At 52.2% G+C, this 23,853-nt stretch carries 21 protein-coding genes; 13 read left to right on the top strand and 8 right to left on the bottom strand.

What is annotated here, in order from left to right:
• The first annotated feature begins 62 nt into the window (after window positions 1-62).
• Window positions 63-1,544, top strand: a complete 1,482-nt coding sequence (modF, locus tag J5067_RS00105) for a molybdate ABC transporter ATP-binding protein ModF (RefSeq protein ID WP_264650142.1) — start codon at window positions 63-65, stop codon at window positions 1,542-1,544.
• 66 nt (window positions 1,545-1,610) lie between these two features.
• Here modF and J5067_RS00100 read toward each other — a convergent pair whose 3' ends face one another.
• Together J5067_RS00100 and J5067_RS00095 are read right to left on the bottom strand one after the other, a co-directional pair.
• Window positions 1,611-2,327: a PAS and helix-turn-helix domain-containing protein gene (locus tag J5067_RS00100; RefSeq protein ID WP_264628081.1), complete on the bottom strand. Its 717-nt coding sequence runs from the start codon at window positions 2,325-2,327 to the stop codon at window positions 1,611-1,613.
• A gap of 52 nt (window positions 2,328-2,379) precedes the next feature.
• Window positions 2,380-3,093 (bottom strand): PAS domain-containing protein, encoded by a 714-nt coding sequence (locus J5067_RS00095; RefSeq protein WP_264628080.1) that lies wholly within the window; start codon window positions 3,091-3,093, stop codon window positions 2,380-2,382.
• Window positions 3,094-3,900: 807 nt separating this feature from the next.
• On the opposite strand from J5067_RS00095, the gene galE reads away from it, so the two are divergent.
• The 9 genes from galE (at window position 3,901) to J5067_RS00050 (ending at window position 15,318) form a co-directional block, all read left to right on the top strand.
• A complete protein-coding gene (galE, locus tag J5067_RS00090; RefSeq protein WP_264650141.1) occupies window positions 3,901-4,917 on the top strand; it encodes a UDP-glucose 4-epimerase GalE in 1,017 nt (338 codons plus the stop codon).
• A 19-nt stretch (window positions 4,918-4,936) separates the two neighbouring features.
• The gene (gene galM, locus J5067_RS00085; protein ID WP_264650140.1) at window positions 4,937-5,980 is read left to right on the top strand and encodes a galactose-1-epimerase; all 1,044 of its coding nucleotides are present in this window, start codon (window positions 4,937-4,939) and stop codon (window positions 5,978-5,980) included.
• 139 nt (window positions 5,981-6,119) lie between these two features.
• A complete protein-coding gene (locus J5067_RS00080) occupies window positions 6,120-6,530 on the top strand; it encodes a hypothetical protein (RefSeq protein WP_264645886.1) in 411 nt (136 codons plus the stop codon).
• A gap of 64 nt (window positions 6,531-6,594) precedes the next feature.
• Window positions 6,595-6,975: a copper-binding protein gene (locus J5067_RS00075; protein WP_264650139.1), complete on the top strand. Its 381-nt coding sequence runs from the start codon at window positions 6,595-6,597 to the stop codon at window positions 6,973-6,975.
• Window positions 6,976-7,048: 73 nt separating this feature from the next.
• Window positions 7,049-8,266: a TolC family protein gene (locus J5067_RS00070; protein WP_264645967.1), complete on the top strand. Its 1,218-nt coding sequence runs from the start codon at window positions 7,049-7,051 to the stop codon at window positions 8,264-8,266.
• Window positions 8,263-9,783 (top strand): efflux RND transporter periplasmic adaptor subunit, encoded by a 1,521-nt coding sequence (locus J5067_RS00065; RefSeq protein WP_264650138.1) that lies wholly within the window; start codon window positions 8,263-8,265, stop codon window positions 9,781-9,783. Before J5067_RS00070 ends, J5067_RS00065 begins: the two co-directional genes overlap by 4 nt.
• Window positions 9,780-12,911 (top strand): efflux RND transporter permease subunit, encoded by a 3,132-nt coding sequence (locus tag J5067_RS00060; protein WP_264645883.1) that lies wholly within the window; start codon window positions 9,780-9,782, stop codon window positions 12,909-12,911. Before J5067_RS00065 ends, J5067_RS00060 begins: the two co-directional genes overlap by 4 nt.
• 207 nt (window positions 12,912-13,118) lie before the next feature.
• Entirely contained in the window at window positions 13,119-13,871 is a 753-nt protein-coding gene (gene gpmA / locus J5067_RS00055) for a 2,3-diphosphoglycerate-dependent phosphoglycerate mutase (protein ID WP_264645882.1), read from the top strand.
• A 304-nt stretch (window positions 13,872-14,175) separates the two neighbouring features.
• The gene (locus tag J5067_RS00050) at window positions 14,176-15,318 is read left to right on the top strand and encodes a YhcG family protein (protein WP_264645966.1); all 1,143 of its coding nucleotides are present in this window, start codon (window positions 14,176-14,178) and stop codon (window positions 15,316-15,318) included.
• A gap of 72 nt (window positions 15,319-15,390) precedes the next feature.
• Here the strand turns inward: J5067_RS00050 and aroG are convergent, their stop codons facing one another.
• The 3 genes from aroG to J5067_RS00035 form a co-directional block, all read right to left on the bottom strand.
• Window positions 15,391-16,443, bottom strand: a complete 1,053-nt coding sequence (gene aroG / locus J5067_RS00045; protein WP_264645965.1) for a 3-deoxy-7-phosphoheptulonate synthase AroG — start codon at window positions 16,441-16,443, stop codon at window positions 15,391-15,393.
• A 212-nt stretch (window positions 16,444-16,655) separates the two neighbouring features.
• Complete coding sequence (pnuC, locus tag J5067_RS00040) at window positions 16,656-17,384, bottom strand: nicotinamide riboside transporter PnuC (RefSeq protein WP_264650137.1); 729 nt, start codon at window positions 17,382-17,384, stop codon at window positions 16,656-16,658.
• 167 nt (window positions 17,385-17,551) lie between these two features.
• The gene (locus J5067_RS00035) at window positions 17,552-18,268 is read right to left on the bottom strand and encodes a DUF554 domain-containing protein (RefSeq protein ID WP_222160046.1); all 717 of its coding nucleotides are present in this window, start codon (window positions 18,266-18,268) and stop codon (window positions 17,552-17,554) included.
• Window positions 18,269-18,539: 271 nt separating this feature from the next.
• Between J5067_RS00035 and J5067_RS00030 the strand changes: the two genes are divergently transcribed.
• On the top strand, window positions 18,540-19,391 hold the full coding sequence (locus J5067_RS00030; protein WP_264650136.1) for an SDR family oxidoreductase: 852 nt from the start codon (window positions 18,540-18,542) through the stop codon (window positions 19,389-19,391).
• A gap of 48 nt (window positions 19,392-19,439) precedes the next feature.
• Here the strand turns inward: J5067_RS00030 and J5067_RS00025 are convergent, their stop codons facing one another.
• From J5067_RS00025 to J5067_RS00015, 3 genes are all read right to left on the bottom strand, one after another.
• Window positions 19,440-19,871 (bottom strand): helix-turn-helix domain-containing protein, encoded by a 432-nt coding sequence (locus J5067_RS00025; protein WP_264650135.1) that lies wholly within the window; start codon window positions 19,869-19,871, stop codon window positions 19,440-19,442.
• Between the two features lie 87 nt (window positions 19,872-19,958).
• Complete coding sequence (locus J5067_RS00020) at window positions 19,959-20,543, bottom strand: TetR/AcrR family transcriptional regulator (RefSeq protein ID WP_264650134.1); 585 nt, start codon at window positions 20,541-20,543, stop codon at window positions 19,959-19,961.
• Between the two features lie 83 nt (window positions 20,544-20,626).
• Window positions 20,627-21,676 carry an aldo/keto reductase gene (locus J5067_RS00015; protein ID WP_264650133.1) on the bottom strand — a complete coding sequence of 350 codons (1,050 nt, stop codon included), beginning with the start codon at window positions 21,674-21,676 and terminating at the stop codon, window positions 20,627-20,629.
• A gap of 108 nt (window positions 21,677-21,784) precedes the next feature.
• On the opposite strand from J5067_RS00015, the gene J5067_RS00010 reads away from it, so the two are divergent.
• Both J5067_RS00010 and J5067_RS00005 read left to right on the top strand, forming a co-directional pair.
• Window positions 21,785-22,588, top strand: a complete 804-nt coding sequence (locus tag J5067_RS00010) for an SDR family oxidoreductase (protein ID WP_264650132.1) — start codon at window positions 21,785-21,787, stop codon at window positions 22,586-22,588.
• A gap of 81 nt (window positions 22,589-22,669) precedes the next feature.
• Entirely contained in the window at window positions 22,670-23,671 is a 1,002-nt protein-coding gene (locus J5067_RS00005) for an NADP-dependent oxidoreductase (protein WP_264650131.1), read from the top strand.
• The last annotated feature ends 182 nt before the right edge of the window (window positions 23,672-23,853 follow it).

The following is a 23,853-nucleotide window of genomic DNA, read 5'->3' as shown; positions in this document are numbered from 1 at the left end:
TTGACAATGGCGGCAATGCCCTTTATTTCTGAGTGTATTACTTGCTAAAAAAGAGATAAAGAATGTCGTCGTTGCAAATTTTGCAAGGTGTTTTTCGCATAAATGACACACGCGTTTTGCGCCTTGATGCCCTGACGCTGGAAGGAAAATCGCAGTGGGCCTTTGTGGGCGCCAATGGCAGCGGAAAATCTGCGCTGGCGCGCGCATTATCGGGTGAACTCCCGTTGCTGGAGGGGTCGCAACACGGCGATTTTCCTCGCGTTGTTCGTCTGTCCTTCGAACAGTTGCAACAACTGGTCACGCAAGAGTGGCAGCGCAACAATACCGATATGCTCAGCGCTGATGAAGACGATACCGGACGGACTACCGCTGAAGTGATTCAGGATGAGATTCACGATCCTGGCCGTTGTGCCACGCTGGCCGCTCTGTTCGGCATCACTCCCCTGCTCTCGCGCCGTTTCAAATACCTGTCTACCGGTGAAACACGCAAGGTCATGCTGTGCCAGGCGTTGATGCCAAAGCCCGATCTGCTGATTCTGGACGAGCCCTTCGATGGCCTTGATGTGGCTTCCCGCGCACAGTTGGCAGAACATCTGGCTGAGTTGGCACAGCGCGGCTACACGCTGGCGATCATCGTTAACCGCTTCGATGATATTCCTGAATTTATTGATCATGTTGGCATTCTGGCTGACTGCACCCTGACACGCACTGGCACACGTGAAGCGGTACTGGCCGATGCCTTGATCGCCCAGCTTGCGTTTAGCGAAACGCTTGCCGGCACAGCATTACCAGCCCCGGAAGACCCACTACATACGCCGACACTGCCAGCCGATCAGGCACGTATTCAATTGCGAGATGGTGTGGTGCAATATAACGACAGCCCCATTCTGCATCACCTTGATTGGGAAGTGTTACCCGGTCAGCACTGGCAAATTGTCGGCCCGAACGGTGCCGGGAAATCAACATTGCTGAGCCTGATTACTGGCGATCACCCGCAGGGATACAGTAACGATTTAACGCTGTTTGGTCGCCGTCGCGGCAGTGGCGAAACCATTTGGGATATCAAGCGGCATATCGGTTACGTCAGCAGCAGCCTGCATTTGGAATATCGCGTCAGCAGCAGTGTGCGCCATGTTATTACCTCAGGCTTTTTTGATTCGATTGGCATCTATCAGGCCGTGTCCGATCGTCAGCGTTTCTTAACGCAGCAATGGCTCGAACTGCTGGGGCTGGCAGCACAAGCGGACTCCCCGTTCCACGCATTGTCATGGGGGCAGCAGCGTCTGGTACTGATTGCGCGCGCGCTGGTGAAACACCCGGCACTGTTGATTCTTGACGAACCGTTACAAGGGTTAGATCCGCTCAACCGGCAGTTGGTGCGGCGCTGGCTGGATGTGTTGATCGGCGAAGGCGAAACGCAGTTGCTGTTTGTTTCCCACCACGCAGAAGACGCACCGGAATGCATCACAAACCGCCTCACCTTTGTGGCACAAGGTGATATTTACGGATATCAGTTTGAAACGCTGGCGGGTAACCCGAAATAAATAACAAAGGCCGCTGAGCGGCCTTTGTTATTTTAACGGCTGAATGAGCGTAAGTTATAAGACACATCACCACTCGTCCAAATCGTAATTATTTTCAAACATCGCACGTTTGCATTCAAGAAATCGCCGCGGAAGGTAACGATGGTAATTTTTGTTGTGACAAAACTCAGCAAAATCATCAAAATGAGATACACCGACTTTGGTGTAAAGTCTTTGCAGGGCACTTTCAATGGTACGAGGTGAAAGGAATAATATATCGCCTATAGCTTTACAGGTTCGGCCTTGCAGTTTTAAGAAAATAATTTCACACTCTTTTTCCGTAAAAAAACCATCTGGCCGATTGAGTAATAAAGATCCGGGGCATCGTCCGTTGACAAAATCATTGGGAGTGAAGGTTTGTAGCGTCTTACCATAGGTCACTATACCGACACATTGATTATTTTTATCATAAAAGGGTATTTTTCTAACAATATAGGGATAATCAACAGCATCTGGATGAACCTCTAAAGTACTTAATGTATTTTTAGAGTCACTCACTAATTTATCTTGATATTGCCATTCTTTTACTACATCTTCATTTTCTGTCAACCTCGAATTAAACTCAAACTCAGTTTTGTGTAAGAAATCATTTGGTGTTCTAACTCCTATAAGTTTTGCCAATGAAAGATTGGCGTAAATATATCTAGAGTCTAACCCCTTAATACAATAGGGGTCATGATGCTGGTCCAACACATTTACCAATACTCGTGGAAGATAATCGTCATCGTGAATATCATCACTCATAAAACACCTCCTTTTAAACTGATAAATTCGTCAATATTTACTCAAATAAAAATCAAACAACAGAATTAATATTATCATCAAATAGGATGCTATTGCTTTCAACAAACCGCTTCGGAAGATATCTATGGTAATTGCGATGGTGGCAAAAAGCAGTAAAATCATCGAAATGTGTTACATTTGCTCTGAGGTATATTTTTTGCAAAACAATTTCCACAAAAGATATCGAGCATGAAAGTCGGTTAGCAATGCTTTCTGACGTTCGCCCTTGAAGATTTAAGAATATTATCTCACATTCATTTTCAGTGAAAAAATCATTGGGTTTAGTTAAAAGAAAAGAACCGGGACGCTGACCGTTAATAAATTCACTAGGAGAAAATGTTTCCAATGTCCGACAATTAGTTAACACACCAATGCACTGGTTATTCTCATTGTAAAAGGGGAATTTCCTAACAATATAAGGACAATCCACCGCTTTTGGATTGACCTCTAATGTAACAAGTTTTCTTCTGGAAGTAATCACATAATTATCTTGCCACTGCCACTCTTTTACAATACTCAAATCTTCAGTTAAACGTGACTGAATATTATCTTCTGTCTTATCAATTAAATCACTCGGTGAGTGCACGCCCACTTTTTTCGCAACCGATAAATTTGCATAAATAAACCTAGAATCCATCCCCTTGATAAAATAAGCATCATTATGCTGATCGAGTAACGTTATCAGCATATTAGGTAGGATAATGTTTTCCTGCATATTACTATTCATTGTCACCTCTCATTTAAAGGCAGCAGAAACAAAAATTCATAATGCAAAAGCACACTCAAAACCCTGTATATCAAAAAACATAACAAAATACATTACTACAATAAATCAACATTAAATGAGTGTATAAAAATGCTTTAAAATCATATTTTGAGAACACAACCACCTAATAGCCTTACACTTAATACATATGACCATTGAAATAAATCAACAAAATTCCGCTCTTCATTGACAAAAGTGATAACAAGTGAATTATTATAGTAATGTTTACTCTGTCAGAGCAGTAGCACTCCCCCTTAGTGAATATGGTAATATACGATTTAAAACTCAATAAAATGTTTTAACATGCTGGTCATAGCTTATCAAAAATATGTGTATCTTCGTTACACAGATATTTTATGTAGAATCTGTGTATTCGAAGGGAAAACCAAACTAAAAATATTTATGGGAGCTATCCCCTTCACTTACACCAGGGATCCTTTTGCATTTTCACGCGCGCTTCGGCGCGCTGCTTCATTTCTCATCTCCCTTTTAGCTCATCATCAAGTACCCCTCCCCCAGCAGATATGGTATTTTTTCCCCGCCTCCGCAGCACAGGAGGCGGGGTTTCTTATTGACGGATCAAAGTGATAGCGATACCACGCTTTTATCGCGTCAATATTTGATGGATTTTTCAGGTGTGAAACGGATTATTCTTCTCGGCAAGATTGATGAAAAACCTCATAATTTCAGCGAATTTCTTCGTTGCAGATCACCTTTTCACCCCACAGGCTATGCTAGTTTTATTCAACATTGGTCATCGAGGTTCTTATGAATGTTTTAGTGACAGGTGGTAGCGGTTACATCGGCAGCCATACCTGTGTTCAGCTTTTAGAAGCCGGGCATCAACCGATTATTCTGGACAATCTGTGCAACAGTAAAGCCAGCGTGGTGGAGACCCTGACCCGTCTCACTGGCAAGGCTGTGACGTTTTATCAAGGCGACATTCGTGATGGCGTTTTGTTAGACCGCATTTTCGCCACTGAAGATATCGATGCCGTGATCCACTTTGCTGCGCTAAAAGCAGTCGCAGAATCCGTCAGCAAGCCTGTTGAATACTATGACAACAACATCTATGGCACCCTGACGCTGGTTAAAGCGATGAAAAAGGCGGGTGTCAAAAACCTGATTTTCAGTTCCTCGGCAACGGTCTATGGCGATCAGCCACGCATCCCGTATCAGGAAAGCTTTCCTACCGGTATGCCTGCCAGCCCTTACGGGCGCAGCAAGTTGATCGTGGAGCAGGTCCTGACGGATTTACAGAAAGCCCATCCGGAGTGGAGCATCGCCTTGCTGCGCTATTTCAATCCGGTAGGAGCCCATCCTTCAGGAGAGATGGGCGAAGATCCGCAAGGCATCCCCAACAATTTGATGCCTTTTATCGCGCAAGTCGCCGTTGGTCGCCGTGAATCGCTGTCTGTCTTCGGTAATGATTACCCGACGGAAGACGGCACCTGCGTCAGAGATTACATTCATGTGGTCGATCTGGCCGAGGGTCACGTGGCAGCGATGAAAGCCCTGCATCAACGCCCGGGAATACACATTTACAACCTTGGCGCAGGTGTCGGCTACAGTGTATTAAACGTTGTGCAAGCATTTAGTCAGGCATGCGGCAAACCGCTGCCCTATCACTTCGCCCCGCGCCGCGAGGGCGATCTTCCTGCCTATTGGGCCGACCCGGAAAAAGCGGCCAATGAACTCCATTGGCGCGTTACCCGGACGTTAGCGCAAATGGCGGAGGATACCTGGCGCTGGCAATCCAAACATCCCAATGGCTATCCCGACTGATACCCTGAGGAGCAGGTGTATGCTGAACGAAAAAAGTGCTGAATTGGCCCCCGATGGCCAGCCTTTTACCCTGACTACGCTACAAAACCGCGCAGGAATGCGCGTTGTGTTGATGGATTGGGGCGCAACCTGGCTCTCTTGTCAGGTCCCTCTGCCGGAGGGAGAAGTGCGCGAAGTACTGCTCGGCTGCACGACACCTGCGGATTATCTGCGCCAACAGGCCTATCTCGGTGCGTCTATCGGGCGCTATGCTAACCGCATTGACCACGCCCAATTACAGCGTAACGGCGCAACCTATGCGCTGACGCCCAACCAGGGTCAACACCAGTTGCACGGTGGGCACGACGGGTTTCATGCGCGTCGCTGGCGCATTGTGCAGCAAGATGCCACGCAAATAACCTATCTGCTGGTCTCGCCCGATGGCGATCAGGGCTACCCGGGGCAATTGACCGCGCAGGCACGCTATCGGTTAACAGAACACAATGCGCTGGAAATTGAGTATTCCGCGCTAACAGAAAAAACCTGCCCGGTATGCCTGACCAACCACGCCTATTTCAATCTGGACGGGCATGCCAGCGATGTGCGCAACCACCGTTTACAACTGTTCGCCGATCATTATTTACCCGTGAACAGCGAGGGGATCCCGGTGGGTGGCCTTGCATTGGTGAATCACACGGGTCTGGATTTCCGCCAGCCCAAGACGCTATTGCAGGATTTTTTGCGCGACGACGATCAGAAAGCGGTCAGCGGCTACGATCACGCTTATCTGCTGCATCGCACCTGCGGCTCCAGCGAGTGCCCGGCGGCAAATCTGTGGTCTGCGGATGAGAAAGTGATGATGAGCGTTTTTACCAGCGCGCCAGCCTTGCAGCTTTACAGTGGGAACTTTCTTTCAGGCACTCCCGCCCGCGGAGGCAATCTGTATGACAACTACGCCGGTGTGGCGCTAGAAAGTGAGTTTTTGCCAGACAGCCCAAATCATCCGGACTGGCCCCAGCCAGACTGTTGGCTGAAACCCGGTAAGCAGTACTGCTCCCTGACAAGTTATCAATTCTTTACATAACGCCACCACGACAGACTGGGCACGCTTTTGCACCGTAAATTTATGTCAAGAGCGTGCGCAGCGAACAATTCACGCTTTCGCTTACGCAAAATTTATTGTTATATGTAGGGCTATTCGACTACTCCGCAGGAAGCTCCGCATGTTTGGGTTGCCTTTCAGACAATTACCGCAACGCAAGCGCCGTCTATTGGCGTTTGGCGTGATTGTTTGTTGGCTGATGCTTAATACCCAACTGGCGTTGGCAGCCCATCTGTGCGATGTCCAACCGGTGGTGCAAACCACGCAAGTGGTCAGTCACCACGGCATGAACATGACGCAGACGTCTCACCACGCCTCAGCCATGGTGAAAGCGCCGCTGTGTGATAAACACTGCACGCCGGATACTGCGCAAAAGACTGCCTCACCGCTGCACCTGGATGCCATGACACATGACACCAGCACGCTGCTGGTGTTGGCGAACGATACCAACATTCCTGACCAACACACCTGGTTAACCCCACCGCGAACCGGGCCACCGGCCGAGATCGTATACTGCCGTTTCAGAGAATAAATCCAGATATAACAACATATTGATTTTCAATCATTGGTTATGTTTTATTCTGGAGATATTGATTATGCGCACGTTACTGACCGCTATAGCCCTGTTTGCTTCCATCGCTACTACAGCCCCCGCATTTGCCGAAACCTCGTCTGCCTCCGCACACGATCACAATGCCATGATGTCCATGCCGATGGATCACAGTAGCATGAACCACGGCACTCAACCCACCAGCGCCGCGACGGTGTATCACGGCACCGGTGTGGTAAAAGCCTGGTCGAACACCAGCGTCACCTTCGCTCACCAACCGATTCCCGCACTTAACTGGCCCGCCATGACCATGCGTTTTGGCCTCAGTGCCTACAAGGGCAGCCCGTTAAGCGTCGGACAAACGGTGAACTTCACCTTTATCCAAAGCGCCTCCGGCTACGATCTGATTTCAGCATCCGCTAACTGATTTCGAGGTCGATATGTTGACGCTTCGTCTACAACAGGCGGGCTATGCCCTGCCGTGGCTCTTTGGCTGCGCGATGTTTACCGCTCAGGCCACAACGCTCGATCAAACTCTGGCGGCCGCTGAACAGTATTCAGCAGAAATTTCTGCCAATCATCACCAGGTGAACGCCCTGAATAATATGGCGGATTCTGCCATGCAGTTGCCCGACCCTAAACTTAAAGTCGGGATTGAGAACTTTCCGGTCAGTGGCGCCAATGCGCATCGCTTCACCCGTTCTGACATGACCATGCAACGTGTTGGCATCATGCAGGATTATGTCAGCAGCACTAAACGCGAACGCAAGTCAGATGCCATTCGCGCAGAAGCGCGTAAAGCGGAGGCCAATCAGGACGTGATTCGCGCCACGTTGCAACGAGAAGCCTCTCTGGCCTGGTTCGCGCTGGCGCTGGGGCAACATGCGCAGCAAGCCATTGAACGCCTGCTGAACGACACTCAGCGGCAGCTTGGCATGCAAAAAGCCGGGGTCGCGAGTGGCAGCAACAGCGCCAGCAGCGTTCTGGCGCTGCAACTCACGGTCAATGAGATGAAAAACCAATTGGATAACGCCAAACGTGACGTTGAGGTGGCACGTTCCCGGCTCAAACAATTGACGGGGGCGGACATCACGCGCGTCAGCGGCGATTTCCCTACCATCACTCGGCTTCCCGCCAGTCAGAGTGCGTTGATTGATGCCATCAAGCAGCACCCCGAAATCATTCAGGCCGCACGCGAAGCGGATGCCGCCAAGGCAAAATCAGCGCAGTCCGCCGTCGCTGCCATCCCGGATGTCGGGGTGGAAGTGTACTACGGCAAGCGGGCAGATGGATTAGAGGACATGGGCGGCGTGATGTTGACGGTCGATCTGCCGTTATTCAAATCACGGCGGCAGGATAAAGATTATGCAGCCGATATGTCTCGAACCTATGAAGCCAACGATCAATTGACCTTACTGACGCGTGCACATCAGGCCGAACTGGATGCGCTTATCGCACAGTATCAGGCGGCGAAATCCATCTACGATCGTCAGGCCACTGAGGTGATCCCGCTGCAACGCTCACGGCTCAAATTGCTGGATGCCGAATATCGCACTGGCAGCAGCGGGCTGGCAGAAAACCTTGATGCCAGACGCGCACTGCTGAACAGCGAAATTGAACAGATCAACGCGCAAAAAGCGCTCGCTGCCAGTTGGGCCGCTATTCGTTATTTGATCCCTCAGGATACCAAGCTACTACCGCAGGAAACCAAACAATGAAACCGATCGTTACGTTAAGCGTCGTCGCTATTGCCGTTGCCGCTGCGCTGGCCGTGGGATACCAACTGGGAGCCTCCTCCGGCCATCGTGCTACCCCGGTTGCCAGCACAGTAACGACTGCGCCACAAGAAACACCAAGAAAAGTACTCTATTGGTATGATCCGATGACGCCAGGGCAGCGCTTTGATAAACCGGGTAAGTCCCCCTTTATGGACATGGATCTGGTGCCGCGCTACGCCGATGAAACTCAGGATGACGGTGGCATCACCATCAGCGCACGCCAACAGCAAAATCTGGGCGTGAAAACGGCTCAGGCAACGCAGCGCACGTTAGATCTGCAACTGAGCGCCTTTGGTACTGTCGCCACCGATGAACGTGGTATTGAGACTCTTTCGGCGCGCGCCAACGGGCTGGTCGAAAAACTGTATGTGAAAGCACCGCAGCAGTTTGTTCAACGTAACGATCCTCTGGCACAGCTGTGGATGCCGCAGTGGTCGGCCGCACAGCAGGAATACCTCGCCATTCGCCAATGGGGCGATGCGTCTTTGGTTACCGCCGCACGCGAACGTCTGCAATTGCAGTTTATGCCAGAAGAGATTGTTAAAGCCGTTGAGCGTTCGGGAAAACCGCAAACCCGCATCACGCTGCGCGCCCCCGCACAGGGCTATATCAATAAGCTGGACGTGCGTGAAGGCGCGCAGGTCAACGCCGCACAATCCCTGTTTGAACTGGCAACGCTCGACCCGGTATGGATTGTGGTGGATTACCCAGAAAGTCAGGCCAGCCTACTGTCGCGCGGAAGTGACATCAGTGCCAGCACGGACAGTTGGCCGGGGAAAACCTTTCATGGCAAGGTGGACGAACTGTTGCCCAATCTGGAAGCCTCAACGCGCACGCTAAAGGCCAGGCTGACACTGGAAAATCCAGAGCACTTACTCAAACCTGGCATGATCCTCAACGTGACACTGACGCATCCCATCACCACGTCTCCCGTGGTCGCTATTCCCGACGAAGCACTCATCACCACTGGCACGCACAATCGAGTACTGCTGGCTGACGGTAACGGTCACTTCACGCCGGTCGAAGTGAAAACAGGCCGTAGCCAAAATGGTTGGGTAGAAGTTACTCACGGCCTTAACGCGGGCCAGTCGGTGGTTACGTCCGGCCAATTCCTGATTGATTCAGAAGCGAGCCTGAAAAGTGCACTGCCACAAATGGCAGACGATCAACCTAAACAGGATACCCCGGCGGCCAGCGCGTCCCCCACCTACCAGGCGGAAGGGAAAATCGAGGCGATCGACGGCGACACGATTACGATTTCGCACGGCCCGGTTGCCGCACTGAACTGGGACCCGATGACCATGGACTTTGTTGCCTCTGCTGAACTACGCCCTTCACTGACCATCGGTCAACAGGTCAGCTTCACCTTTGCGCTGCCAGAAGAGGGTGCACGGTTAGTGAGTGTCATCTCCGTGTCTAACGGCAATGCCCACCACCACCAAGGACATCAACAATGATTGCAGCCATTATTCGTTGGTCGCTACGCAATCGGCTATTGGTGCTGTTGAGCGCCATGCTGATGGCGGCATGGGGATGGTGGGCAGTGCAAAAAGCGCCGCTTGATGCGTTACCCGATCTCTCCGACGTTCAGGTCATTATCAAAGTCGGCTACCCCGGTAAAGCGCCGCAAGTGGTGGAAGATCAGGTAACCTACCCACTCACCACCACCATGCTCTCCGTACCCGGTGCCAAAACGGTACGCGGCTTCTCCATGTTTGGCGATTCTTATGTCTACGTGCTGTTTGAAGACGGCACCGATCCCTACTGGGCGCGCTCGCGCGTGCTGGAGTATCTCAGTCAGGTGCAGTCAACGTTGCCGCCTCAGGCGAAGGCTTCCCTTGGCCCCGATGCTACCGGCGTCGGCTGGGTATACGAATATGCATTGGTAGACAAAACCGGCCAGCACAGCCTTGGCGACCTGCGCGCCATTCAAGACTGGATCATCAAATATGAGTTAAAGACCGTACCTAACGTTTCGGAAGTCGCGAGCGTCGGCGGCATGGTTAAACAGTACCAGATAGTGCTCAACCCAGACCGATTGCGCGCCCTAAACCTCTCCCACGAGATGGTAATGACCGCGGTACAAAACGCGAATCAGGAAGGCGGCGGTTCCGTTGTCGAGCTTGGGGAAGCAGAGTACATGGTGCGCACCTCGGGCTATCTCAAAACGCTTGATGACTTTAAGCACGTGGTGATCGCCACCCGAGACGGCATCCCCATTATGCTGTCAGATGTCGCCACCTTGCGTATCGGTCCAGAAATGCGGCGTGGCATTGCTGAACTCAATGGTGAAGGTGAGGTCGCAGGCGGCATTATCGTGATGCGATCAGGAAAAAATGCGCTGGAAACCATCGATGCGGTCAAGCTAAAGCTGAACGACATCAAGCGCAGCCTGCCCGCAGGCGTGGAAATTGTTCCGGTTTACGATCGTTCGCACTTGATTGAAAACGCCATCACCACGCTCACGCACAAGCTGATCGAAGAGTTTATTGTCGTTGCTCTGGTGTGTACGCTGTTTCTGTTCCACTTCCGTTCGGCTCTGGTCGCCATTGTGACACTGCCGCTGGGTATTCTCGGCGCTTTCATTGTCATGCACTATCAGGGGGTGAACGCCAACATCATGTCGTTGGGCGGCATCGCCATCGCCATCGGAGCCATGGTGGATGCGGCTATTGTGATGATAGAAAACATGCACAAGGTGCTGGAACAGTGGCGACATGAGCATCCAAACCAGCAACCCGCCTCTGATGACTATTGGAAGATAGCCGAAAAGGCCGCAGTGGAGGTGGGTCCCGCACTCTTCTGTAGTTTGCTGATCATTACTCTGTCGTTTATTCCGGTGTTTTCGCTCGAAGCGCAGGAAGGCAAAATGTTTGCCCCGCTCGCCTTCACCAAAACCTACGCCATGGCGGTGTCCGCCGGGCTGGGCATTACGCTGGTGCCGGTGCTGATGGGCTATTTTATTCGTGGAAAAATTCCTGATGAGCACGCCAATCCGCTCAACCGCTGGCTGATCCGTGCCTATGAGCCGCTGCTGGATCGGGTATTACAGTGGCCAAAAGTGACGCTGGCCGTAGCGGGAATGTTGCTGCTGGCGACGCTCTATCCACTTTCTCAATTGGGCAGCGAATTTATGCCCGCGTTGGATGAAGGCGACTTGCTCTACATGCCCTCCACCCTGCCGGGAATATCCGCACGGGAAGCAGGACGGTTATTGCAACAGACGGATCGGCTGATCAAAACCGTGCCGGAAGTCGACACCGTGTTCGGCAAAGCGGGTCGGGCAGAAACCGCCACCGACCCCGCACCGTTGACCATGATCGAAACCACCATACGTTTTAAGCCCAAAGATCAGTGGCGGCCCGGCATGACCATGGACAAGTTGGTCAGTGAACTCGACGGCATTGTGAAAGTACCGGGGATCGCCAATATCTGGGTCCCGCCCATCCGCAACCGGTTGGATATGCTGGCGACGGGGATCAAAAGCCCGGTGGGCATCAAAGTGAACGGCAGCAATATCGCGCAAATTGAAACCGTGGCCGAGCAGATTGAACAGGTGGTGCGCGGCGTTCCCGGCGTCACCTCTGCGCTGGCAGAGCGTCTGGCCGGTGGTCGCTATATTGATATCGATATCGATCGCGCCAAGGCGGCGCGTTATGGCGTGTCGGTCAAAGAGCTGCAATCCATCGTGTCTGTAGTGGTTGGTGGGGAAAATATTGGCGAAACCATTGAGGGGCGCGAACGTTATCCTATCAACCTGCGCTATCCGCGTGAGATCCGCGATTCGCTGCAAAAACTCAAGAATTTACCGGTCATTACCGCAAGCGGTGGGCAAATTTCGCTCTCGGAACTGGCCGATATTCGCATCAGCGACGGGCCGCCCATGCTGAAAAGTGAAAACGCACGTCTTTCGGATTGGATCTATGTCGATATTCGCGGCCGCGATCTGAAATCTGCCGTGCAGGATATGCAACGTGCGGTAGAACAGCAGGTGCAATTGCCAGAAGGCGTGTCGCTAAGCTGGTCTGGACAATTTGAGTATCTTGAGCGCGCGACTGCCAAACTCAAAGTGGTATTGCCGTTCACACTGTTGATTATCTTTATCCTGCTCTATGTGACGTTCAGCAAGGTGAAGGATGCGCTGTTGATCATGGGCACCCTGCCCTTTTCGCTGATTGGTGGCGTATGGCTGCTTTATCTGCTGGGCTATAACTTATCGGTAGCGGCGGCGGTGGGCTTTATCGCGCTTGCCGGGGTAGCGGCCGAGTTCGGCGTTATCATGGTGTTATACCTCAACCACGCCATTGAAAAACGTCAACAATCCGATGAGACGCTGGCGCTCCCTTTGCTGCGCGAGGCCATTCATGAAGGTGCCGTGTTGCGCGTGCGCCCCAAAGTGATGACAGTCGCCACCATCATGGCCGGGCTATTGCCTATTATGTGGGGCGGTGGCACGGGAGCGGAGGTGATGCAACGCATTGCCGCACCGATGGTGGGCGGCATGGTAACAGCCCCCTTGCTGTCGATGCTGGTGATCCCCGCGTTCTACTTGCTGACCCACCGTAAACGAGGCGATAGCGCCTGAGTGGCAATCCCGTGATGTCGGCCCATACTCATCTTGGGCCGACAGGCTATTGCTGTGAGCTGAAACGAGCAAGCCATAACGTGATAATGAGCAAAGTTAATGCAGATAAATCAGGTTTATCGGTGACTATTGATTGCCGTTAATTGCAGCGCAGCAATATAATGAGATCAGTTATCACTGAAATCTTAGGAATGAAGGAGTTTAGCTATGGCTGTAACTAAGCTGGTACTGGTGAGACACGGTGAAAGCCAGTGGAACAATGAAAACCGCTTCACAGGCTGGTACGATGTTGATCTGTCCGATAAGGGCCGTTCAGAAGCCAAAGCCGCTGGTACATTGCTGAAAAATGAAGGTTTCTCCTTCGATTTCGCTTATACCTCTGTGCTGAAACGCGCCATTCACACGCTGTGGAACATCCTGGACGAGCTGGATCAGGCTTGGCTGCCGGTGGAAAAGAGCTGGAAACTGAACGAACGCCACTACGGCGCGTTGCAGGGTCTGAACAAAGCAGAAACCGCAGAAAAATACGGTGATGATCAGGTTAAACAATGGCGTCGTGGTTTTGCTATCACTCCGCCTGCGCTGACCCGTGAAGATGAGCGTTTCCCTGGCCACGATCCGCGCTACGCGTCTCTGACTGACGCTGAGCTGCCGCAGACCGAAAGCCTGGCGCTGACCATTGAACGCGTTGTGCCGTTCTGGAACGAAACCATTCTGCCACGCATCAAAAGCGGTGAGCGCGTTATTATCGCTGCGCACGGTAACTCCCTGCGTGCGCTGGTGAAATACCTGGACAACATGGGCGAAGACGAAATCCTTGAGCTGAATATCCCGACTGGCGTGCCGTTGGTGTATGAGTTCGATGAAAACTTCAAGCCTATCAAACACTACTATCTGGGTGACGCTGACGAAATCGCAGCGAAAGCCGCTGCTGTTGCCAATCAGGGCAAAGCTAAATAAGTTCTGTTTGATGTGTAGTAACAAAAAACCCGGCATATGCCGGGTTTTTTTATTGCTTTAGCACCGTGCCCTCTGCGTCAGGCGAAGGCACGCCCTGTTAATTGCCAACAGGGCCTGTATAAAACGTCAACGCATCGGCTTGATAACGGCGTTCTCTGGAATGCCGATTCAAAAGTTAACAACGGGCCCAACGCCTTGATAGTGTCAGGCCTGTTCAAGGCCGTAACATCATCGCTATGACATGGCAGGAGGCTGTGTTTTGCGGAGGTGATGCCTTGAGTAAAAAAAGAAATCTGCTGTAGCGATGAAGCGCACCGCATTACCCTCGGGTTATGCCAGTATCCACAATGGTATCGTAGCGTTGCTCGATGATGCTCGCCACACCGTAGCCTACAGCGTCAATGCATTGATGACAGCGAGCTACTGGGATATTGGCCGACGCGTTATTGAGGCCGAGCAGAAGGGCAGACGTCGAGCCGGTTACGGCGAGCAATTGATTGCGCGCTTATCCAATGATCTGACAGCACGGTTTGGGCGCGGCTTCAGCGTGGATAATCTGGAAAATATGCGCCGATTCTTCCTCACCTACTCACGTTCAATGATTTCCGAGACAGTGTCTCGGAAATCTGGCAAGCAACGCGATCCGACAAATTCCGAGACACTGTCTCGGAATTTTGAACTCACTGAACTGGCACAGTTTTTCACACTGCCGTGGTCAGCCTATGTTCGTCTGTTATCGGTCAAGGATGCCTATGCCCGCCAATTCTATGAAACCGAAGCGCTACAAGGCGGCTGGAGTGTGCGACAACTCGACCGACAAATCAGTAGCCAGTTTTATGAGCGCACTGCGCTTTCCCGTGATAAAGCAGCCATGCTGGTCACTGGCTCAATACCGAAGCAACAAGACATTGTTACTCCCAATGAGGCGATCAAAGATCCTTACGTGCTGGAGTTTCTCGATCTCAAAGACGAGTATTCAGAGTCCGATCTGGAAGAAGCGTTAATCCATCGATTAGAGGACTTTCTGCTGGAACTCGGTGATGGTTTTACCTTTATCGGACGACAGCGACGACTACGCATTGATCAGACCTGGTATCGCGTTGATCTGCTATTCTTTCATCGCCAGTTGCGCTGTCTGGTCATCGTTGATTTAAAACTCGGTAGTCTGACTCATGGGGATGTAGGCCAGATGCATATGTACTGTAACTATGCCAAAGAACACTGGACCTTGCCTGACGAGAATCCTCCCGTGGGCTTAATTCTCTGTGCTGACAGAGGTCATGCTTTAGCAAGATATGCCTTGGAAGGACTCCCTACCAAGGTGATGGCAGCAAACTTTCGCACGGTGCTGCCAAATGCTGAGTTACTGCAAGAAGAGCTTGAAAATACACAACGTATGCTGGCCTCGCGCGGGGTGACACAACCCGTCTCGGATGCCAAAAAGTAAACATTCCTATTCATCAGACGTTCCTGACCCTTTCAGGGGTCAGGAACAAGCGATGTGCTCGTTAACCACTTTTTACGCGCGTCGCGTTTTAACCGCCGCAGCCAACTGTCGCAGCAGCGTTTCAGTATCTTCCCAACCGATACACGCATCTGTCACACTGCGGCCATAAACCAGCGGCTCGCCGCTTTCCAGGCTCTGATTGCCTTCCACCAGATGGCTTTCCACCATCACACCGGTGATTGCGCGTTCACCGCCAGCAATCTGCGTGCAAACATCCGTCCCCACGTCCATCTGCTTCTTGAACTGTTTGCTGCTGTTGGCATGACTGAAATCGATCATCACCTGCGGGCGCAGTCCGGCTTTTTCCAGCCCATCCTTAACGGCGCTAACGTGCTCGGCGCTGTAATTAGGCGCTTTTCCACCACGCAAAATAATGTGGCAATCGTTGTTACCACTGGTGTTGACGATGGCAGAGTGGCCCCATTTGGTCACTGACAGGAAGCAGTGCGGCGCACTCGCGGCGTTAATCGCATCGATCGCCACTTTAATCGTGCCATCGGTGCCGTTTTTGAAACCAACCGGACAAGAGAGACCAGAAGCCAGTTCGCGGTGTACCTGAGATTCCGTGGTGCGTGCGCCGATGGCACCCCAGCTCATCAAATCTGCCAGATACTGCGGCGAGATCATGTCCAGAAACTCACCCGCAGCAGGTAACCCGCTATCATTGATTTCTACCAACAGTTGACGGGCGATACGCAATCCATCGTTAATCTGATAGCTGTTATCCATGTGCGGATCGTTAATCAGCCCTTTCCAACCCACAGTAGTGCGCGGTTTCTCGAAATAGACACGCATCACCACTTCCAGTTCGTCGCTTAATTCATTGCGCAGCGTGAGCAAACGTGCGGCGTATTCTTTTGCAGCCTTGGTATCATGAATCGAGCACGGGCCAATCACCACCAGCAGACGATCGTCAGTGCCATGCAGAATCTTGTGAATTGCCGAGCGGGTAAATGAGACCGTTTCTGCCGCACGCGCGGTGGCCGGAAATTTCTCCAACAGCGCGACAGGAGGTAACAACTCTTTGATCTCTTTAATTCTTAAGTCATCATTTTGGTAATTCATCATTCATCCATCGATTCTTGCGCAGAACATGCCACATCTTGCCAATAGGAAACGGTTGCAGGGTGATTACCCTGGCGTTTAAAACGGAACTGTCCATATTGCAGTGCACAAATGATAAGTCAAGCGTATGGCGTACCCACAACAATATCGCGTAATTTTACGCGATAAAATGCTGTTAGCTTAGCGCTACGCCGCGTTTTCCAACGCGTTGGTTACGCTCGACGCTGTAGGTACGATGGCGTTGGACGCTGGCGCGCTTCCTTGATCCACAACCAGGTGCCGTTGAGGGCAATCCCCGTCAAAATCAGGTATTCCAGCGCCATCACATAAACGCCCTGATAGGTGAAGATCACCACGCTGATAATGTTAATCACAACCCACAGTATCCAATTTTCTACATACTTACGCGTCATCAGCACCATGGCGATCATGGAGAGCACCATCATGCAGGAATCCCAGAAGGGAAATGCATCCGGCTGCAATGTCGGCATGGTCACCTGAATGCCCATGCTCTGCATCACGGTCACTGCGACGCCAGTCAGCGCGGCAAACACCGCATCAATGTAGACCGTCATCAAACCAATCGCGAGTGCGCCCAGCACTGACCAGGCAAGTAATCTGGGGAGTGGCAGCCAGCGTATTTTCAAGGCGATATCCTGCTGTTCCGTGCGCCGCGTCCAGGCATACCAGCCATAGACATTCGCCACAAAGAAAAAGATTTGCAGCAGCAGGCTGGCATAGAGCTGAATCTGGAAAAAAATTACGGCAAACAACGAGACGTTGATCAAACCAAACAGGTAATTAATGGTTTTTTCCAGACTGGCAAGCCAGATGCACAACAGGCCGCACAGCGCACCAACGGCTTCAATCCAGGAAAGATCGTACCCTCCCGTACCGAACGGGATATGAATCAAAATGTTGCTGGTACTGAAAAAGTCCATCTTGCCACCCCATGTTTATCATCAAATGAGGAAATCCTGCTTCTGCCAGACTCCCAGGCGGGGTATATGGTAGCAGCCGGTTAGCAAGAAGGCACTTAAAGTTTTTCATACTAAACAAATAATGAATAATACGTTTAATTATCCTCTTTTGTTTAGCGGATATAAAACTAACCGAACCAGCGATGCCAATAAATCGACAACGGGATAATAAATAACAGCGCAGGTAGGAAATTCACCACGGCAAACATTTTGATCTGCGCAATACGCAAGCCTACCGCCATCATGATAATGCCGCCACAGGCTGCAAAATCGCCCATGGTGATGTCATTCATAAACGGCATGATCAATTGCGCGGAAAAAAACAGCAGCGCCTGAACCAGAAATTGCGGCACAGCAATTGAAATTACCGCTGCGCCGAGCGTAATGGAAAAAATCAGCGCAGTGAACACATCCAGTGCCGATTTAATAATCAGCAGTTGATAGTCCCCCGTCAGCCCTTCCGTCAGCGCGCCAACCACCCCCGTACCGCTGGCACAGAACAGCACGATTAAGGCAGTGAAATTCTGCGTATACACGTCCGTCGGCAGTTTGTGCCGGGGCGGTGGCAGAACACGACTTAACACCCGTTGGATCCAGATGCCTGCCAGCTGAATACCGTGCTCCAATCGCAACAGTTCGCCCAATGCAACACCCAGCACCACTGCCAGTGCAACAGCGGGTAATTGATGCACCTTGATAACCAAGGTTATCCCCATCGCAATAGAGATCATGGCAAACGCAGGGGGAAGACCATCGCGAAGGCGCTGGGGAATAAAACGACTCAGGGAAATGCCGAGTACGCCGCCAATAATAATGGCGGAACCGTTAATCAGAGGACCAATCATAACACTCCTTACACCCACATCTGCGTGTTACAGACAACGAGACTTCAGTGGGTTTGCCCTGGCAATCACAGGCGGGCAGAAAAATACAAAGAACCTACTATACTCCCACCAGACCCCGGCAGGATGCAATATCAGGTATAAGTCAACCAGACGCGCTTAGGTGAGTCATCATAATTGAGCACTTACGTTTATGTAAGTACTTACTAAAAGTTATTTAAGGCCTTATAGTGAGTTCTATATCAATCACGCCATCCGGCGAAGGAGTAGGATCATGACGATTGCCGTTACGGGAGCCACCGGCCAACTGGGCCAGTTAGTTATCACCAAACTCAAAGAAAAAACGGCTGGCAGTAATATTGTCGCGTTAGTGCGCAGCCCAGAAAAAGCCAAAAGCCTGGGTGTCACCGCCCGCGCAGCCGATTATGCACAACCGGCCACGCTTGAAGCCGCCTTATCCGGTATAGAAACTCTGCTGTTAATCTCAGGGAATGAAATCGGCCAGCGCGCGGTACAACACGCCAATGTAATCGCTGCGGCGAAAAAGAGCGGCGTAAAGCGCATTGTGTATACCAGCTTGTTGCACGCGGACACTTCGCCGCTCAATCTGGCACCAGAGCATGCTGAGACGGAAAAAGCGCTGAAAGCGTCTGGCATTGACTACACTATCCTGCGCAATGGCTGGTACACCGAAAACTATACCGGCTCTATCGCCCCAGCGCTGGCTAACGGTGCTTTCTATGGCAGCGCCGGAGAGGGGAAAATTGCCTCCGCCGCACGTGAAGATTTTGCTGAAGCCGCTGTGGCGGTGCTCACTCAGCCAGGTCACAGCGGGAAAACCTATGAGTTAGCTGGCGATGAACCTTATACACTGGCGCAACTGGCCGCTGAGGTCACCAAGCAGAGCGGCAAGCAGATTCCGTACAACAATATTCCTGAAGCTGATTACGCCGCAGCACTGAAAGGCGCGGGCCTGCCGGAAGGGTTCGCAGCCGCTATCGCATCGTGGGATGTGGGCGCATCACAAGGTGGGTTATATGAAGCGTCACATCAGCTCTCCGCGCTGATTGGCCGCCCAACCACGCCGCTGTCCGTTTCGGTAGCGCAGGCATTAAAAGCACTCTGATGTCACCCGCCCTGCCTTCCCGGCAGGGCTGTTCAGGTCAACTACCGGCTATTTCAACGGGTTCTCCGCTGACAGAGGCGTCTGTTCCTGCAAAATGGCCGGTAAATTGACTTCTATCCAATCAGCCAGGTCGCGCACTTTTTCCGCCGCTGCGCGTCCTAAGGGCGTCAGGGTGTACTCCACATGAGGGGGAACGGTGTTGTAGACGTGTCGATGAACCATTCCATCGGCTTCCAGCCATTGTAGCGTTTGTGACAGCATGCGCTCACTGATGCCCTCAATGCCGCGTCGTAATGCGCTAAAGCGCTGTGTGCCCGGCAGTAACACAATCATCACCAACACCCCCCAGCGGCTGGTGAGATGCTTAAGCACCTCGCGTGAAGGGCAGTTTGCCGCCAATACATCCCCGCGATCGAGTTTCTCTGAGAGCGTGAGCGTTTGCCGATCAATATCAGCGTGTGGGGTAGGAGATGTGGTCATGGTTAGCTTACCTGGATGTTCGTACTAACTAAAAGTAATTGAATGCTACGCCAGTCGCTGCCCAAACGTCAATCTGACCAGATGCGTTTATACCGCATCACCGACCAAGGCTTTTTTAGCCGACACAAGAAACGCATCAGACAATGCGTCTCCGGCAGTGGCTCGCGCCAGTGTCAACGCGCCCAACAGCAAGGATAATTGCACCAACGCGTGCTGCCTGCGCTGTTCAGCGTCTTGGCTATCGGAAACGGACTCCAGCCGCTCCAGCATTGCCATGACGCCATCACGATAGACGTCGCGCACCGGTTTATCTTCTTCCTCGCGGGCAACATCGCTGGCTAACGCCGTTATTGGACACCCATCCTTCGCCGCATCGCGGTGTGTCGGGGAAAGATAGGCCTCCACCAACGTGCGAAAATCATCATGCTGTGACTGATGCCTGATTTCCTGCCAGCGGGAGGCGGAATCATCAAGCGCCTTACGGCTGGCAATCGCGGCCAGCTCATCTTTAGAGGAAAAATGCCCATAAAAACCGCCATGCGTTAATCCCGCAGCCGCCATCAAATCATTTACGCTGACCCCATTCAGACCGCGTTCACGAAAAAGCTGCGACGAAACCTGAATAATTTCCTCGCGATTACGCGCCATCTGCTGTTTTGATACACGGGCCATGATGTTCTCCTTTTCAGTCAGGCATCATCTTAGGGGATGGAAAAACAAGACTCAATAGATGATGCCTTTCATCAATAATCCACTCAGGCTCGAGGTGCCCACCCAGAGATATAGTGAACACCCTCACCGCCCTGCGCGCGAGGCCGCGTACCGGCAATCTGTTGGTGTGGCGTTCCCAGTGAGATCGCGCTGACCTCATCCAACCGTGCGGCCTGAGCGTCGCTCAGTGTGATATCCAAGGCCAGCAGCGTGTCGTTAAGTTGCGCCAGCGTGCGCGAGCCCAGAATAGGAATCAGGCTGGTACTGGCACGGGCGGCTTTATAACGCAGCCAGGCGATAGCAACCTGCACGGGGATCGCGTTCAATTCCTGTGCAATGGCAAAGACGGTATCCAGCAAGGCCGTGTCCTGCTCCACGTGGATCAACCGTCCGCCAAACCCCTTCAATCGTCCTTCTGAACTTTGGCGATATTTTCCCGTCAGGAGCCCCCCTCCCAGCGGCGACCACGGCGTCACCGCCAGCCCCAGCGCCTCTGCCATCGGCAGCAGTTCTCGCTCGGCGGTACGTTGTACCAGGCTGTATTCCACTTGGACGCCAGCAATACGCGACCAGCCCCGCAGCTCCGCCATCGTGTCGGCGCGTGCAATACGCCATGCCGGGAAGTTGGATAATCCGGCATACTGGATTTTCCCTGCACGGATAAGATCGTCGAAAGCGCGAACGATTTCCTCAAGGGGAGTCAGTTGGTCATCGAAGTGGGCCCACAGCACATCAATGCGATCGGTATGCAGCCGTTTAAGGCTATTTTCTACCGAAGAAATCATATTCTTACGGCTGTTACCGGTGCGAGAGATACCCGCGTTGGGCAAGGCGCTCAGGGTGTATTTTGTCGCCACGACAAAATGATCGCGATCGGCAGCGATAAACTCCCCGACCATTTGCTCAGATTCGCCAAACTGATAGGCATCTGCGGTATCGACAAAGTTACCGCCGGCATCCACATAGCGATCGAAAACCTGTTTCGCCTGCTCTTTTTCAGAACCGTAGCCCCACCCCGTACCGAAGTTGCCCGTACCAAGCGCCAGTTCAGAGACGCGTAAACCCGTATTACGACCAAATGTCGTGTATTTCATGTTGGCACCTCATTTAAATGTCGATTGACATTTAAAATATATGTCATGCATCATCTATAATGCAAGCATGATATTCATCCTCTATTTATCAGACACGAGAGCCTATTTATGAACACACGCCTTTCCGTTCTCATCACTGGCGCCTCATCTGGCATTGGTGCAACCTATGCTGAACGCTTCGCCCGTCGCGGCCATAGACTTGTACTGGTCGCCCGTGATCAGACACGCATGGAAACCTTGGCCACCCGGCTGCGCCAAGAGCATGGTGTTGCCGTCGATATCCTTCCCGCAGACCTCACCCAGCCCGACGACCTTGCTGCCGTAGAAGCGCGGCTACGCGATGACGATCGCATCGGGATCCTGGTGAACAACGCCGGTATGAATATCGCGGGGAGCTTTGTTGAACAGACAACCGACGATATAGCAAAGCTTGTCACACTCAACACCACTGCCCTGGTGCGTCTTGCCAGCGCGATCGCACCTAGACTGGCGACCGTTGGCGCAGGTGCAATCATTAATATTGGTTCAGTGGTTGGATTAGCGCCGGAGTTCGGGCTGACCGTCTACGGTGCCACCAAGGCATTCGTGCTGTTTTTGTCTCAGGGACTTAGCCTCGAGCTGTCCCCGAAAGGAGTCTACGTTCAGGCCGTGCTTCCCGCTGCAACGCGCACGGAAATCTGGGAACGTTCTGGGACAGATGTGAATACGCTTCCCGCCGTGATGGAAGTCGATGAATTAGTTGATGCCGCATTAGTCGGTTTCGATCGGCGGGAATCCGTCACCATCCCGCCCCTGCATCAGGTTGAACAGTGGGAAGCCTATCAGGCAGCACGCGGAGCGATGCTGTCAGGCTTTGCGCAACAGCATGCCGCTGAACGTTATCGGACAGACCCCCACCCTGACGCCGTATAACACCAGCAAAGTGTCTCTGCCGACGTCGCCCCATCCAGCATGTCGGCAGATGTCCCTCTTCATCAAGGAGATCGCCCGACTATGAAGGCATACATCATCGATCGCTATGGCAAGAAAAATGCTGGCAGAATGGGCCAGGTTGCTGAACCGACGATGCACGACGATGACGTGCTGGTGCAGATTCATGCAGCCAGTGTCAATCTACTGGATGCTAAAATCCGCAACGGAGAATTTCGGCTAATACTGCCCTATCGCATGCCGTTAGTGTTGGGTAATGACGTTGCGGGCGTTGTTGTGCGCGTTGGACGGAATGTAAGTCGATTCAAACCCGGCGATGGGGTTTACGCTCGCCCCGATCAGGCGCGTATCGGCACTTTTGCCGAGTTCATCGCGGTGAACGAACATTCGCTGGCAGTAAAGCCCCATGGCCTCAGCATGGAGGAAGCCGCCGCCCTTCCACTGGTGGGCCTGACAGCTTGGCAGACGTTGGTGGAGACCGCGAAGCTAAAGAAAGGCCAAAAGGTGCTTATCCATGCGGGTTCCGGCGGCGTAGGTACCATTGCCATTCAGCTTGCCAAACATCTGGGCGCTTTCGTTGCCACCACCACCAGTACGCGTAATCTGGCATGGGTGAAGGCGTTAGGGGCGGATGTGGTGATTGACTACCACAAACAGGATTTTGCCACTGTCTTGCATGACTATGATGTGGTGCTCAACAGCCTTGGCAATGAGACCCTGGAGAAATCGCTACGGGTACTAAAACCCGGAGGCCAGCTTATCTCGATCTCTGGACCGCCCGATCTTGCGTTTGCCATAGAGCAAGGGCTGCCCTGGTGGCTACAGCAGGTCATACGGCTTCTCAGTTACCGTATCCGAAAGAAAGCGGCACGTTTGGGTATCAGCTATCGGTTTGTCTTTATGCGCGCCCACGCAGAGCAACTGTGCGAGATAGGTGCCCTGATTGAGTCCGGCGCAATCAAGCCGATTATTGATCGGGTATTTCCATTTGATATGACAGCAGACGCTTTGGCTTACGTCGAAACAGGGAGAGCGAAAGGTAAAGTTGTCATCAGCATGAAATAGCGTTGCTGTCGCGCTTCGCTCGGCTCGAACCTGAGCGCAGCGTCTTACCAGCCCGACAGGCGCGCATGAAAATGTGAATACGGTGAATTTCAGGAGGATATCTAAGAAATGGTGGGTCGTGCAGGATTCGAACCTGCGACCAATTGATTAAAAGTCAACTGCTCTACCGACTGAGCTAACGA

The sequence above is a fragment of the Candidatus Symbiopectobacterium sp. NZEC151 genome (assembly GCF_025962655.1).
Lineage (GTDB): Bacteria > Pseudomonadota > Gammaproteobacteria > Enterobacterales > Enterobacteriaceae > Symbiopectobacterium.
Note: the sequence above shows the minus strand (reverse complement) of the source record. Positions and strands in the feature narration are given on the sequence as shown.